This window comes from Brevibacterium sp. MGP-B1 (assembly GCF_057766545.1).
This window is the reverse complement of record NZ_CM173407.1, coordinates 3,972,295-3,986,358: the sequence shown is the minus strand read 5'-3', so window position 1 is coordinate 3,986,358 and position 14,064 is coordinate 3,972,295. Positions and strand designations below refer to the sequence as shown.

The 14,064-nt window shown below is 65.7% G+C and carries 9 protein-coding genes; 3 read left to right on the top strand and 6 right to left on the bottom strand.

All coding sequences use genetic code 11. The features are described from left to right. Positions 1–3: 3 nt before the first annotated feature. Together hutH and hutI are read right to left on the bottom strand one after the other, a co-directional pair. A complete protein-coding gene (gene hutH / locus AC3CD9_RS18110; protein ID WP_488365384.1) occupies positions 4–1,680 on the bottom strand; it encodes a histidine ammonia-lyase in 1,677 nt (558 codons plus the stop codon). Positions 1,681–1,847: 167 nt separating this feature from the next. Beyond that, positions 1,848–3,119, bottom strand: a complete 1,272-nt coding sequence (gene hutI / locus AC3CD9_RS18105; protein ID WP_488365382.1) for an imidazolonepropionase — start codon at positions 3,117–3,119, stop codon at positions 1,848–1,850. 300 nt (positions 3,120–3,419) lie between these two features. On the opposite strand from hutI, the gene AC3CD9_RS18100 reads away from it, so the two are divergent. Continuing rightward, the gene (locus AC3CD9_RS18100) at positions 3,420–4,310 is read left to right on the top strand and encodes an SDR family oxidoreductase (protein WP_488365381.1); all 891 of its coding nucleotides are present in this window, start codon (positions 3,420–3,422) and stop codon (positions 4,308–4,310) included. A 271-nt stretch (positions 4,311–4,581) separates the two neighbouring features. On the opposite strand, the gene hutU is transcribed toward AC3CD9_RS18100, so the two are convergent. The 3 genes from hutU to AC3CD9_RS18085 all read right to left on the bottom strand — a co-directional run bounded on the left by hutU (position 4,582) and on the right by AC3CD9_RS18085 (position 9,598). Then, on the bottom strand, positions 4,582–6,303 hold the full coding sequence (gene hutU / locus AC3CD9_RS18095; protein WP_488365380.1) for a urocanate hydratase: 1,722 nt from the start codon (positions 6,301–6,303) through the stop codon (positions 4,582–4,584). A gap of 278 nt (positions 6,304–6,581) precedes the next feature. Then, positions 6,582–7,778, bottom strand: coding sequence for a CaiB/BaiF CoA transferase family protein (locus AC3CD9_RS18090; RefSeq protein ID WP_488365379.1), 1,197 nt, complete (start codon positions 7,776–7,778; stop codon positions 6,582–6,584). Then, positions 7,775–9,598, bottom strand: a complete 1,824-nt coding sequence (locus AC3CD9_RS18085; protein WP_488365378.1) for an acyl-CoA dehydrogenase family protein — start codon at positions 9,596–9,598, stop codon at positions 7,775–7,777. The genes AC3CD9_RS18090 and AC3CD9_RS18085 overlap by 4 nt, the downstream gene beginning before the upstream one ends. A gap of 89 nt (positions 9,599–9,687) precedes the next feature. Here AC3CD9_RS18085 and AC3CD9_RS18080 point away from each other — a divergent pair, with 89 nt between their 5' ends. Together AC3CD9_RS18080 and AC3CD9_RS18075 are read left to right on the top strand one after the other, a co-directional pair. Next, entirely contained in the window at positions 9,688–10,590 is a 903-nt protein-coding gene (locus AC3CD9_RS18080; protein WP_488365377.1) for a LysR family transcriptional regulator, read from the top strand. Positions 10,591–10,989: 399 nt separating this feature from the next. Further along, positions 10,990–12,519 (top strand): MFS transporter, encoded by a 1,530-nt coding sequence (locus AC3CD9_RS18075; protein ID WP_488365376.1) that lies wholly within the window; start codon positions 10,990–10,992, stop codon positions 12,517–12,519. Positions 12,520–12,650: 131 nt separating this feature from the next. Here the strand turns inward: AC3CD9_RS18075 and AC3CD9_RS18070 are convergent, their stop codons facing one another. Further along, positions 12,651–13,829: a Cmx/CmrA family chloramphenicol efflux MFS transporter gene (locus AC3CD9_RS18070; RefSeq protein WP_488365375.1), complete on the bottom strand. Its 1,179-nt coding sequence runs from the start codon at positions 13,827–13,829 to the stop codon at positions 12,651–12,653. Between the last annotated feature and the right edge of the window lie 235 nt (positions 13,830–14,064).

Genomic DNA, 14,064 nt, shown 5'->3' with positions numbered 1-14,064 from the left:
GTGTCAGTCCTGGTGGGTGGTGGCCGCGTCCGTGCCCGAGGCCTCGGCGGCGGCTTCGAGGTTGCCCAGCGCCGTGAATTCGGGATCGCTGACGGCCGGTCCGCCGTCTTCCGGCTGCCAGGTTCCGGCAGCGGCAGTGACGGTGTGGGTCAGCGGTGCGACCGACTCGGCGGCGGCGACGAGCGAACCGTTCTTGACCTTCGCGATGGTCTCGGCGAGTTCGGGCGAGAGGAACCGGTCGGGTCCGGGTCCGGGCACGGTCTCACGGATCGCCGCGATCACGGCTCCGGTCACCGGTGCCGGTGCGGCGTCGCGCATATCGCAGGCACGGGAGGCGGCATAGAGTTCGATGCCGACGACGGAGGCGAGGTTGTCGACGACCTTGCGCAGCTTGCGTGCGGCCGACCAGCCCATGGACACGTGGTCTTCCTGCATCGCCGAAGACGGGATCGAGTCGACCGAAGCCGGGGTCGCGCCGCGTTTGGCCTCGGAGACCATGGCCGCCTGCGTGTAGTGGGCGATCATCAGTCCGGAGTCGACGCCGGCGTCATCGGCGAGGAACGGGGTGAGGTTCTGGTTGCGGGCGACATCCATCATCCGGTCGGTGCGGCGTTCGGACATCGAGGCGACGTCGGCGGCGACGATGGCGAGGAAGTCCAGGGCATGGGCCAGCGGTGCGCCGTGGAAGTTGCCGTTCGAGGACACCATTCCATTGGTGAGCACGACCGGGTTGTCGATGGCGGCGCGCAGTTCGCGTTCGGCCACCCCGGTGGCGAAGGCGACGGCGTCGCGGGCGGCACCGTTGACCTGCGGGGCGCAGCGCATCGAGTACGCGTCCTGGACGAGGTGAGTGGAGTCGCGGTGGCTGGCCGTGATGCCGGAGTCGGCGAGCGAGGCGAGCATGTTCGCGGCCGAGGCGGCCTGGCCGTCGTGCGGACGCAGCGCGTAATGGAGTTCAGGAGCAAAGACGGCGTCGGTGCCGAAGAGTCCTTCGATGCTCATGGCCGCGGACACATCGACGGCGGTGAGCAGGTTCTCCAGGTCGGTCAGGGCCATGATGAGCATGCCCAGCATGCCGTCGGTGCCGTTGACCAGCGCCAGGCCTTCCTTCTCGGCCAGAGTGACCGGGGTGATTCCGGCCTTCGCGAGGATCTCATCGGCAGACCCTGCCACTCCGTCGGGTCCTTCGGCCACGCCTTCGCCCATGACGACGAGGGCGCATGCCGACAGTGGTGCGAGGTCACCGGAGCAGCCGAGTGATCCGTACTCGTGGACGACCGGGGTGATTCCGGCGTTGAGCAGGTCGACGTAGGTCTGGAGGACTTCGGCGCGGACGCCGGCCCGACCGGTGGCCAGGGTGCGGGCGCGCAGCAGCATGAGGGCGCGCACGACCTCGCGTTCGACGGGTTCGCCGACGCCGGCGGCGTGGGAGCGGATGAGGGATTTCTGCAGCTGGGTGCGCAGTTCGGCGGGGATGTGGCGCTGGGCGAGCGCACCGAATCCGGTCGAGACACCGTAGACGGGCTTCTCCGCCTGAGCGAGCGCATCAATGGCCTCGCGGTACTTGTTCACCCGAGCCAGTGTGGCTTCGGACAGGGAGACCTTCGCGTCGTTGCGGGCGACGTCGACCACCTCGGCGAAGGTCAGCGTATCGGGGTCGAGATCGATGAATGTGGTCATCGTGTGCCTTTCTGTGAGTGCGTCAGTGTGATGTCTGAGTCGTGGATGAAGTTCTCATACGCCGGCACCGAGGTGGTTCCTCGCCGTCGACGCACAGTGCTCGTGCGTAGGTGGTTCAGTCGTGCCGGGTGGTGCGTTCGCGCGGTCAGTTTCGACCGCGCGGCCGCTCAGTCGCGGCGTCGGTTGTCGACGATGAGCTCACCGCCGGAATAGACCCTCTCGACCAGCTGCACACCGGGCCGGTAAGCCAGGTGCCGGTAGCTGGGTGCGTCGAGGATGGCCAGGTCGGCGCGGGCCCCCGCTCCGAGGTGGCCGACATCGGTGCGCAGCAGGGCGTTGGCCCCGCCCGCGGTCGCTGCCCACACCGCCTGTTCGACGGTGAAGTGCATGTCTCGGACGCCGATGGCGATGACGAACGGCATGCTGTTGGAGAACCCAGAGCCGGGGTTGCAGTCGCTGGCGATCGCCAGTGACACTCCCGCATCGACGTAGCGGCGGGCGTCGGGGTAGGGCTGGCGGGTGGAGAATTCGATGCTCGGCAGCAGGGTGACGACGGTGCCTGCCTCGGCGAGGATGGCGAGGTCCTCATCGGAGGCGAAGGTGGCATGGTCGACGGACACGCAGCCGAGTTCCGCACCGAGCTTGAGCGCCCCGCCTTCGGTGAGCTGATTGGCGTGCAGCCGCGGTTTCATGCCGACGGCCTTGCCGGCTTCGATGATCCGCCGGGTTTGGACCTCGGTGAAGGCACCGGTTTCGCAGAACACGTCGATCCACTTCGCCTTGCCTTCGGCGGCCGGGATGATCTCGTCGATGACGAGGTCGACGTAGCGTTCCGGCTCGTCTTTGAACTCCGGCGGGACGACGTGCGCGGCGATGAGGGTCGATTCCTCGGTGTGCCGGTTGATGATGTCGAGGGCCTGGATCTCGTCGGGCACGGTCAGCCCGTAGCCGGACTTGATCTCGAACGTCGTCGTTCCCTGCCGCTTCGCCTGCTCGAGCAGGTGGACGAGGTTGGCCTCGAGTTCGCTTTCGGTGGCGGCGCGAGTGGCGGCCACGGTGGTGGCGATGCCCCCGGCCGAGTACTTCTGCCCGGCCATGCGGGCTGCGAATTCCTCTGACCGATCGCCGGCGAAAATGAGGTGGTTGTGGCTGTCGACGAAGCCGGGGATGACGGCTTTGCCGCCGAGGTCGATCGTTTCGAGTCCACCGAGATCATTCGCCGAGGTGACTTCCCCGTTTGCGATGTCATCGTCGTTCAGGCCTTTTCCGACGCTCTCACCGAGGTGGTTCGACACTGCGGTGTCCGCCTCAGCGGACGGTCCCGACCAGATGATCCGACCGTCGTCGATGAGCAGCGCGGCATCGTCGATGACGCCCAGCTCGCCGAGGGTGTCGAGGTCGTTGACGACGAGTTCGCTGATGCCGGTGATGAGCTGCATGGCGAGTCGGGCCTTTCCGATCGAGAATGATTCCCTCTCAGTATGGACCGCACGATGGCGGGGCAGAACCTCTCCCGCAGATATTCGTCCGACATTTCGGACACAGGGTGATGTGGTGCTCATGACTCGGCTGGCTTGCGCAGCGGCTTCGCCGGTCACCCGGAGGGCCGGCCCTCCGGTTCCGATAACTGACTCCACGCCCTGGGCACGCGGGCAGCCGACGGGTAGCCTGGCGTCCTACCCACCTCGACCATCGAACCACGGACACGATCATCGAACCACGGACGAAGGAGACGGACGATGAGCACTGACAGCATCCTCGGCGAGGGAGAATCCGGTCGTTCACTAGCCGGTCGGACGATTCTCATGAGCGGCGGCAGCCGTGGCATCGGCCTGGCGATCGCTCTGCGCGCGGCCGAGGACGGGGCGAATGTCGCGCTGCTGGCGAAGACCGCGGAACCGCATCCGAAGCTCGAGGGCACGATCTACACGGCGGCCGAGCAGATCGAATCGGCCGGCGGCAAGGCCCTGCCGATCATCGGAGATGTGCGCAGTGAGGAATCCGTCGCCGAGGCGGTCGCTCAGACCGTGGACACCTTCGGCGGGATCGACTTCGTCGTCAACAACGCCAGCGCCATCAACCTGTCCCCGGTCGAGGACCTGCCGATGAAGAAGTTCGACCTCATGAACTCGATCAACTCGCGCGGCTCCTACCTCCTGGCCAAGACTGCTCTGCCGCACCTCCAGGCCTCTGACGCCGCTCATGTGCTCACCCTCTCTCCGCCGCTCAACCTCAACCCTGCGTGGGCGGGCAGGCACTTGGGCTACACGATGGCGAAATACGGGATGTCGCTGGTCACGCTCGGGCTGGCCGAGGAGCAGCGCGAGGCCGGAGTCGCGGCGAACAGCCTGTGGCCGCGGACGACGATCGCGACGGCCGCTGTGAACAACCTCCTCGGCGGCGAACAGCTCATGGCCCGCAGCCGCAAGCCCGAGATCATGGCCGAGGCGGCATGGGTGATCCTCACCAGCGACCCCCGCGAGGTCACCGGTAACTTCTTCATCGACGACGAGGTGCTCAGCGACGCCGGCGTCACGGACTTCTCCGTCTACGCCCACGATCCGTCGCGAGTCGGGTCCATCGGTCACGGCCCCGACGACCTCGAACTCGACCTCTTCCTCGACGAGTAGGGGCGCGGCGCACCCGACTGCTCGCTGCCGGCAACTCCCCGCGGCACACAGAAAGTCGAGCAGCACTGTTTCAAATCAGTGCTGCTCGACTTTTTACGAGCTATTCAGCAGCTGCTCACTGTGCGGCGGATTCCACGTTTGGTACACCTTGCTCTGAATTGCCCACCGAGGAACGTGAGCAATTCAGAACAATGTGTACCTAAGAGGCCGCTTTATTCGCGAGCGCGCCCGTCGACGCAGCGCCCGTGTACGCAGCTGCGCCGCTGGCTGCTCACTGTGCGGCGGATTCCTCGTCGCGCTTGTCGAGCTCGGGGATCATCGGCACGCGCTGACCGCGTTCCTCGGCCACCTCGGAGGCGCGCTCGTAACCGGCATCGACGTGGCGGATGACGCCCATGCCCGGGTCGTTCGTGAGCAAGCGTGCCAGTTTCTGAGCGGCCAGCTCGGTGCCGTCGGCCACGGAGACCTGTCCGGCGTGGATGGAGCGGCCGATGCCGACGCCGCCGCCGTGGTGGATCGACACCCAGGTCGCGCCCGAGGAGGTGTTGACCAGGGCATTGAGCAGCGGCCAGTCGGCCACGGCGTCCGTACCGTCGAGCATGGATTCGGTTTCGCGGTAGGGGCTGGCGACTGAACCGGAGTCGAGGTGGTCACGGCCGATGACGATCGGGGCCGAGATCTTGCCTTCCGCGACGAGCTTGTTGAAAAGCAGACCGGCCTGGTGGCGTTCTTTGTAACCAAGCCAGCAGATGCGTGCCGGCAGGCCTTCGAACTCGACGTATTCGTTGGCGGCGTCGAGCCAGGTGTGGAGGTGTTCGTTCTCCGGGAAGAGTTCCTTCAGAGCCTGGTCGGTGACCTCGATGTCCTTCGGGTCGCCGGACAGCGCGACCCACCGGAAGGGTCCGAGGCCTTCGCAGAAGAGGGGGCGGATATAGGCGGGGACGAAGCCGGGGAATTCGAAGGCACGGTCATAGCCGGCCTTGCGGGCTTCGTCGCGGATCGAGTTGCCGTAGTCGAAGACCTCGGCGCCGCGGTCCTGGAATTCGACCATGGCCTTCACGTGCTTGGCCATGGATTCTTCGGCGCGGATGGTGAACTTCTCGGCATCCTGCTCGGCCTCTTCGTGCCAGTCGTCGACGCTCACGCCCACCGGCAGGTAGGACAGCGGGTCGTGGGCCGAGGTCTGGTCGGTGACGATGTCGACTTCGGCTGCCTCGGGGCGGTCGAGGATGAGCGGGAGGATCTCGGCGGCGTTGCCGACGAGTCCGACGGACAGGGCCTGCTTGTTCTTCTTCGCTTCGATGACCTTGGCCAGTGCGGTGTCGAGGTCGGTTTCGACCTCGTCGAGGTAGCGCTTGCCCTTGCGGCGATCGAGGCGGGTCTTGTCGACGTCGATGATGAGGCAGGCGCCGCCGTTGAGCGTCACGGACAGCGGCTGGGCTCCGCCCATTCCGCCGCAGCCGGCGGTGATGGTCAGGGTTCCGGCGAGGGTGCCGTCGAAGCGCTTGCGGGCGATGGCGCCGAAGGTCTCGTAGGTGCCCTGGAGGATGCCCTGGGTGGCGATGTAGATCCAGGACCCGGCGGTCATCTGGCCGTACATCATCAGGCCCTCGGCCTCGAGTTCGCGGAAGTGCTCCCAATTGGCCCAGTCTCCGACGAGGTTGGAGTTGGCGATGAGAACGCGCGGGGCCCATTCGTGGGTGCGCATGACGCCGACGGGCTTGCCGGACTGGATGAGCAGGGTCTCGTCGTCCTCGAGGTCGTCGAGGGTGCGCACGATTGCGTCATATGCTTCCCATGAGCGGGCGGCGCGGCCGGTGCCGCCGTAGACGACGAGGTCTTCGGGACGCTCGGCAACCTCGGGGTCGAGGTTGTTCATAAGCATTCGCTTGGGCGCTTCGGTCTGCCAGGACTTCGCGGTGATCTCAGTTCCGCGGTCGGCGCGGATGACGCGGGACGGGTCGTGCTGGGTGAACGACGGCTTGGTGGTCATGGGATTCTCCTTGTCGCTGTGTCCGACGAGGCGGATGCTTGGCTGCCGCTTCGCCGTCGCGCCGAGGTGTGGGCCCCCTGCGCTGTCGGCTCTGACTACACCATCCATTCTGACGACTGGAGCAGAATGCGGAAGTGGCCCAGCTCAAGTTCCGTCCGACATTTCGGACATAAATGAATCGACGTCGGGTTCGCCGTTCCCCGAGACTTACGCAGCACTGGTCGATTCCACGCGCCACCCACACAGATTTCCCACCGAGGCAGCCCCGGCAGTTTCGTTCAGATCCTCGCCGACTCCTCGACAGCTGCGTACACCCGACCGTCGACTTCCGCGCCTTGCCGGCCCTCGGCATCTTCCCCGCCGGAGACCTCCGCCACCGGCTGCACCGGAGAGATCCGGTAGCTGGCCGGAGTCCGGGCGAGCTTGATCGGCGAGGCCACTCCGCGGTAGCCGTCGCCCATCTCCACGACCATCTCGCGGTGCGCGGTATGCGGATGCTCGACCACCTCGGCGGCATCGAGGATCGGACCGGCGGGCACGCCGATGCTCATCAGCTCCTCGGACAGCTTCTCTGCCGTAGCCGAAACCATCAACGCTTCGAGTTCGACCCGCAGCGCATCTCTATTGCCCAGTCGCGCGGCATTGTCGACGAACCGCGGGTCCCGGGCGAGCCCAGGAGCACCGAGGTGGTCGACGAGCTTGGCGAACTGTCCGTCGTTACCAGCGGTGATGAATACCTGCCCGGCCCCTGTCGCAAACGCCGAATACGGGGCGATGTTCGGATGATCATTGCCGGACAGCTTCGGCACGACCCCACCGCCGAAGAAGTTCGGAAGATGCGGATGCATGACGGAGATTCCGCAGTCGAAGAGCGTCGTCTCGACCCGCTGACCGCGTCCGCTGGTCACCCGTTCCTGCAGCGCCATGAGCACGCCGATGGCCGCGTTGAGCCCGGTGACCATGTCGACGGCGGGCATGCCGATGCGCATCGGCCCGGTCGACTCGTCGCCGTTGACCGACATCAGGCCCGACATCGCCTGGATGATCGCGTCATAACCGGGCCGCCCGCCCAGCGGTCCGTCATCGCCGAAACCGGTGATGGAAGCGTGTACGAGATGCGGGTAGCGGTCCGGAATGTCCGACACCGGGTCGAGCCCCCACTTCGCCAGGGTCCCGGTCTTGAAATTCTCGACGAGCACATCGGCCCCGGCCAACAGCCCGTGCAGCGCCTCCTGTCCCTCCTCGATGCGCAGGTCGAGGGTCATCATCTGCTTGTTCCGGTTGATCCCAGCGAAGTAGCTCGACACCTCGGGCGCCACGAACGGCGGCCCCCAGCTGCGCGTATCATCGCCGGCCGGCGGTTCGACCTTGATGACCTCGGCACCGTGATCGGCCAGGATCTGCGTACAGTAGGGCCCGCCGAGGATGCGCGAGAGATCGACGACCGTGATCCCGGCGAGTGCTCCCGCGCTCACTGTCCGCTCCCTCCGGAACGCGCAGTTCCATCCTCGGCGGACTGAGCTGCTCCGCCCTCGCCGAGGATGTCCTCGACAGCCGCGAACGCTTCGTCCCGGCCCATGCCGACACCGTCGATGAGGGCGTCGAGCACGGCGTCGTCTTCGACAACCGGGACGAGCGGGTTCTGCGGCATCAGCTTGTGGCGCAGCACCAGTGCGGCGATGACGATGCGCGACCAGTCGCCGCGGCTGTCTCCGATCCGCGCACCTTCCGAGGCCATGATGGACGCGCACACGAGGTTGTAGGTCGCGGTCGCGAGCTGACGCACCCGCGCCTGCTCAACTCCTTCGGGCGTGGATTCGAGCGCGTGCAGCAGCGTCGAACTCAGCGACTGGATCTGGTTGCGGAACGCGGTCGGGAGGTCGGCCGCCTCGGCGATGAGCGTCTCCAGGTGCAGGAACAGCGGTTTGAGCGTTCCCGCCCTGTGGGCGGCGCGGATGACGTCGAGAGCGACGATGTTCGAGGTGCCCTCCCAGATCGATCCGAGCTGGGAGTCGCGGAAGACGCGGGCGTCACCATACTCCTCGATATAGCCGACTCCGCCGCGGATCTCCATCGCGTCCGCGGTGACCTTGCGGGCGTCGCGGGTGGCGCGGAACTTGATGAGCGGAGTGAGGATGCGCAGCACCGAGGCGGCTTCGACGTCACCGGCATCGGCGCGGGCGAAGACGTCCGCCGTGTGCAGGGAGATCGACAGCGCCTGTTCCGTAGTCGTCATGATCTTCGCGAGCTGGCGACGCTGCAGGGGCAGCTTGCTCAACGTCGAACCGAAGGCTTCGCGATTGCGGCAGATGAACTTCGACTCGCCGAAGGCCCGACGCATGAGGCCGGCCGCGCGCACGGCGTTGGACAGGCGGGAGGAGTTGACCATATCGGCCATCTGCACGAATCCGCGTCCGATATCGCCGACGAGGTAGGCGGTCGCTCCCTGCAGGCTCGTCTCACCGCTGGGCATCGACCGGGTGCCGAGCTTGTCCTTGAGACGGACGATGCGCATGGAGTTCGGCGAACCGTCCTCAAGAGTACGCGGTAAGAGGAAGAGTCCGATGCCCTTGATTCCGGGCTGTGCACCCTCGGGGCGGGCGAGGACCATGGCGAGCTCGGCGTCGGCGTTCGAGCAGAACCACTTCTCACCGGTCAGCGCCCAGGTGCCGTCGCCGTTGTCGACGGCCGTGGTGGTCGCACGACCGACGTCGGAGCCGGCGTCCTGTTCGGTCATGAACATCGCGCCCTGGGTCAGGGTGTCGACATCGGTGCTCGTCAGTCCGCCGATGAAGCGCTCGACGAGTTCGGGTGAACCGTACTTGCGCAGGGTGCGGGTGAGCGAGTCGGTCATGTTCACCGGGCACAGCAGTCCGAATTCCGCCTGCGTGAACAGGTAGACGAGGAGGTATTTGACGATCGGCGGCATCGGTTCGTCCCAATCGAGGACACCGGGCCGGTGGCTCATCGCGGCCAGCCCGAGTTCGCCGAAGGCGACTTCCTGCAGGCGACGGTAGGCCGGGTGGATCTCGATCGACTGCTGATCGGCGCCGTTGCGGGTGCGGTGCTTGAGAACCGGAGGATTGACGTCGGCATCGTGAGCGAGGTCCTCGAGCTCTCCGCCGAGGCGGGGCCCGAGGTCCTCGAACACCGGCCGGAGGTGCGCGAGCAGCTTCTCGTCGAGGTAGAGCGGCAGGAGGTCCTTCAGCGACCGGTCGTCGGCGAAGCGGTCGATGCCGTAGCTGTCCGGCACGGGGGTCATGGTCGTATCGGGCGACGAAGCAGTCTCACGCAAGATAATCTCCTTTGATGGTTTCTTCGACCGTATGCCCGAGAACCTGGGGCTGACAAAGACATTTCTCTTATCCCTGATAACCTTCGGTTATGGCTGAACCGAGTCTCAAGCGCCTCCAGTACTTCATCGCCCTGGCAGAGCACGGCAAGTTCCAGCTCGCCGCCGACGCGGTGAACATCTCACAGCCGGCGCTGAGCGCCGAACTCAAGAGACTCGAGGACTTCGTCGGCAAACCGTTGTTCCACCGCAGTCCCGTGACGAAGCTGACCGCCGCCGGAGAGGCGCTGCTGCCCTATGCGAAGTCCGCCGTCGGAGCCGCCCACCGTTTCAACGAATATGCGGCGGCAGTGAACACGGGGGCGCCGAGGTCGATCTCGATCGGCACAGTGGCCACCTTCCTCCATCGGGGCCTGCCGCAGACGATCACGGACTTCTCCGCAGCGCACCCGGACATCCTCGTCACCACCGAGGAGGCCACCTCGGCGGCGCAGTCGGACATGCTGCTCGGCCACGACATCGACATCGCCTGCGGACACATGCCCCTCCAACATCCCGGCGTCGTCTGCACCCCGGCTGCCCGGGAGTCGTTCTGGCTGTGTGCTCCGGCCGGCTCACCGATCACCTCCATCGCCGAGGCGGTCGATTCCCCGTTCGTCATCTTCCGCAAGAGCGCGTCCCCGATCTATCACGACACCGTCGTCGGCATCTGCCGCACGCACGGCTTCGAACCGCAGATCCACCATCGGACGGCCAGCTGGTCGGCCGCCGTCGAGATGGTCGCACACGGACTCGGCGTCTCGCTTGTCCCCTCACCGGTGGCCCGCAGCTACCACGGCGATGAGCGACTGATCTTCACTCGGGTCGGCACTCGCCCGAATGCCCCGCAGGCGTGGATCACCGTCCGCCGGGAGGATCAGTCGACGCTCATCGGCGACCTCGCCCTCGACCTCGTCATCGCCTCGGAGTCACTCGCCGACCCGGTCGCCGACTGAGGAACCGAGCCCCGCCGCACGGACACTCCGGCCCGGCTGGAACCGGGCGGCCTCGCCCCGCCCGGCACCGCAACGGCGAGCGAGCGCATCTGCTTCGCTTGACGTATGGGCACAGCCGCCTCGGCGAGGGCATGGCCGCACTCTGATACACATCGCGCAACAATCCTTTACTCGACTACCGGTGCCAGTATCAGCAGAAATTCTCTCCTCGCCTCCTACGGCCCGGTAAGCCGCAGAACATAAGGGAATCCGGCTATAACATCACTTCAAGTTATGACGATATAACTAGAAAGTGTTTGCGCGGCCCACAAGGGCAACTTACGGTGAACGAGCACCCATGCCACGTCAGCGACGCCTGGCATCGGTCGGCGCAATGACGCTCCACCTGAGAGGAATCGCATGTCTGATTCGGTCAACACCGCGAAACGCGCTCGCAAAGCCGGAATCGCATCATTCATCGGAACCACCATCGAGTGGTACGACTTCTACATCTACGGCACCGCCTCGGCGCTGGTCTTCGGGCATGTCTTCTTCCCCGACACCCTGCCTGCCGGCGTCGGCACTCTGCTCTCCTTCGTCACTCTGTGGGCGGGCTTCCTCGCGCGTCCGCTCGGCGGCATCATCTTCGGTCACTTCGGTGACAAGTACGGCCGGAAGAAGACCCTCGTCGTCACGCTCGTGCTCATGGGCGCGGCATCGTTCCTCGTCGGACTGCTGCCCGGATATGCGACCATCGGCATCGCCGCTCCGATCATCCTCACCTGTCTGCGCATCCTGCAGGGCATCGCGGTCGGCGGCGAATGGGGCGGATCCGTGCTCATCGCCAGCGAGAACGCCCCGAAGGGCAAGGGAGTCCTCTACTCGGCCTTCGCCCAGCAGGGATCACCGGCAGGAAATCTCATCTCCTCGGGCATGTTCTTCCTCCTCGCGCTCCTGCCGACCCCGCAGTTTCTCCTCTACGGCTGGAGGATCGCGTTCCTCGCCTCGATCTTCCTCATCGTCATCGGCCTCGTCATCCGGCTGAAGCTCGAAGAGCCGGAGAACATGAAGGTCGTGAAGAAGAAGGACGCTGTCGCCAAGGTTCCCGCCTTCGAGGCGATCAAGAAGCACTGGGTGCTCATCCTCCTCGGTGCCGGTGCACTGCCGCTCATCCAGGTCACCTACCTCAAGACGACGTTCGCCACGGCCTGGGCCACGGACACCTCTCACTCTTGGGCGTACAGCTCGTCGACGTTCCTCGCCGTCGTCACGCTCGCGCTCGTCGTGCAGTTCATCGTCCAGCCCTTCGGCGCGATCATCCTCGACCGGGTCAAGGACATGCGCAAAGCGATCTTCTGGATCATCCTGCCGGAGTTCGTCCTCATGCCGCTCATGTTCTTCGCGATCGAACTGGGCCATCCCGGCATCGCGCTGGCAGCCATGGCCGCTGCGACCGTTCCGCACTCGCTGTTCTACGCCGGCATCGGCGGCATCATCGCCCGGACGTTCCCCACGCGGGTCCGGTACACGGGCATCTCGCTGGCCTACCAGCTGTGTTCGATGACCGTAGGAGGCGGCACCGCTGCGGCAGCACAGTGGATGTACACGAGCTCGGGATCCATCATTCCGGTGGCGATCCTCAGCGCCGGCTATGCACTCGTCTCCCTCGTCTGCACGCTCATCCTGCTCAACAAGACCGGCTGGACGGCCAGCGAGAACTCGAAGGCCGAGGCCGCCGACGAGGAGGAGTTCGCCGCAGCTCTCGCCGCCGAGCAGACCGAGCGCGACGCTGACTCGGCGGGCGCAACTGGCGCGACCAGTTCCGCGCCGGCCGCCGGTTCCGCGGACGCGGACGCGGACGCGGTCGGCACGAGCCATTCCGCTCCGGCCGCCGACGCCACAGGAGCGGGCTCCGAACCTGCACCGGCGCGCGCTCCCGTCACTCCCTGAGGACTTGGCCTCGACGACGTTGAGGCCCCGGCCTCGATAACGATAGCCTCAACAACGATGCGGCCCCTGCCTCGATAGCCATGCGGTCCCGAGTCCCCTGATGGACTCGGGACCGCATGGCTTTGCGCGGTCTACTGGGTGTCAGAGGTCAGGACGCTATCGACGGGGGCAATCAGCCGTAGAAGTGGAACTGCGACCAGCAATGCCGCTGCGGTCGCGATGACGGCAACCCAAACAGGTCCGAGAGCACCTGGCATGACGCTGAGTGCCACAGCGGCAAGGACGGGACCGACGGCTGCGCCCATGTTGAGTGCCGCTGTCGCATACGCCCCCGCCATGGTGGGCGCACCCGCCGCCGCATAGAGCACTCGCGTGATCAGCGTGCTCCCAACAGCGAACCCCAGCACTCCCTGAGCGAAGATGAGCCCGAGCAGAGCGACGGGGTTCGTCGCGAATATTGCGAACGAGATCCACCCGAGCACAAGAACGCTTCCACCGCCCACGATGACGATTCGGGGTCGGGAGTCTGAGAACCGTCCTGCAACTGTGACGCCGATGAAGGAGCCAACACCGAAGAGCACAAGAGCCACCGACACCCACCACTGGTTCAGGTCGGCGGTATCAGTAACGATCGGCGCCAGGAAAGTCAGCGTGGAAAAGGTTCCGGCATTCACCAGGGCAGCAAGCAGCATCGTCAAGACGAAGCGCGGGGAGGCAAGCTGCGACAGCTCCGCCCGCAGCGAAATCGAGGACGGCTCCTCCTTTGACGAGTGGTCAGTTTGAGCAGTGAAGCCCGCGGCAATGCCGACGGCAGCGGGGACGCAGAGAAAGGCGATCGCCCAGAACGTCGACTGACAACCGAGTGCCGTACCGAGCAGAGCCCCCGCAGGTACGCCGGCGACGGTCGCGACGGTGGTCCCCGCCAGCAGAATCGCCACGGCCCGACCTTTGGCATCGGGCGCTACGAGTTTCGCCGCTGCGACCAGTGCGACAGCCAAGAAGCCAGCATTGACGACCGCGGCGATCACGCGCGTAATGAACAGAACGGTGAAGTCCGGCGTGAGTGCTCCGACGGCATGGGACAGCGCGAACACGACTACGCAGCCCACGAGCGTCGCTTTCACTGGGAGGCGACGGGTGAGCGGTGCGCCGATCACCATCCCTACGGCGAACGCCGATGTCAGGAGACCGGCGGTTCCTACGGAAACACCGAAGTTGGTCGAGATGTCGGGCACGAGGCCCGCAAGCATGAATTCGGAAGTACCCATGGTGAAGACCACCAGGGCAAGAAGATAGAGAACGAAAGGCATCGAGTTAGCTCCGAAGCGAGAGTACGAACAAGAGAACGTCTCGTCACCACGGTCAGCGCCCAAAGAATCATCCGAGAATCGAGCTGCGTGCAGCACTGGGCAGCAGCGATAGGGGTTCAGCGAAGGTGAGGGGCTGACGGCGTGACCGACAGCCCTTGAGTGTCCGATTCGGGGCTCGACATACGGCTCATCGTACCGGTCTGCACCGCACCTCCCAAGAAACGTCAACAACTTC

Bases quoted from the DNA above. Each gene is read 5' to 3' on its own strand.
- hutH (WP_488365384.1), bottom strand. From the start codon at position 1,680: ATGACCACATTCATCGATCTCGACCCCGATACGCTGACCTTCGCCGAG.
- hutI (WP_488365382.1), bottom strand. From the start codon at position 3,119: ATGCAGCTCATCACCGGCATCAGCGAACTCGTCGTCAACGACCTCGAC.
- AC3CD9_RS18100 (WP_488365381.1), top strand. From the start codon at position 3,420: ATGAGCACTGACAGCATCCTCGGCGAGGGAGAATCCGGTCGTTCACTA.
- hutU (WP_488365380.1), bottom strand. From the start codon at position 6,303: ATGACCACCAAGCCGTCGTTCACCCAGCACGACCCGTCCCGCGTCATC.
- AC3CD9_RS18080 (WP_488365377.1), top strand. From the start codon at position 9,688: ATGGCTGAACCGAGTCTCAAGCGCCTCCAGTACTTCATCGCCCTGGCA.
- AC3CD9_RS18075 (WP_488365376.1), top strand. From the start codon at position 10,990: ATGTCTGATTCGGTCAACACCGCGAAACGCGCTCGCAAAGCCGGAATC.
- AC3CD9_RS18070 (WP_488365375.1), bottom strand. From the start codon at position 13,829: ATGCCTTTCGTTCTCTATCTTCTTGCCCTGGTGGTCTTCACCATGGGT.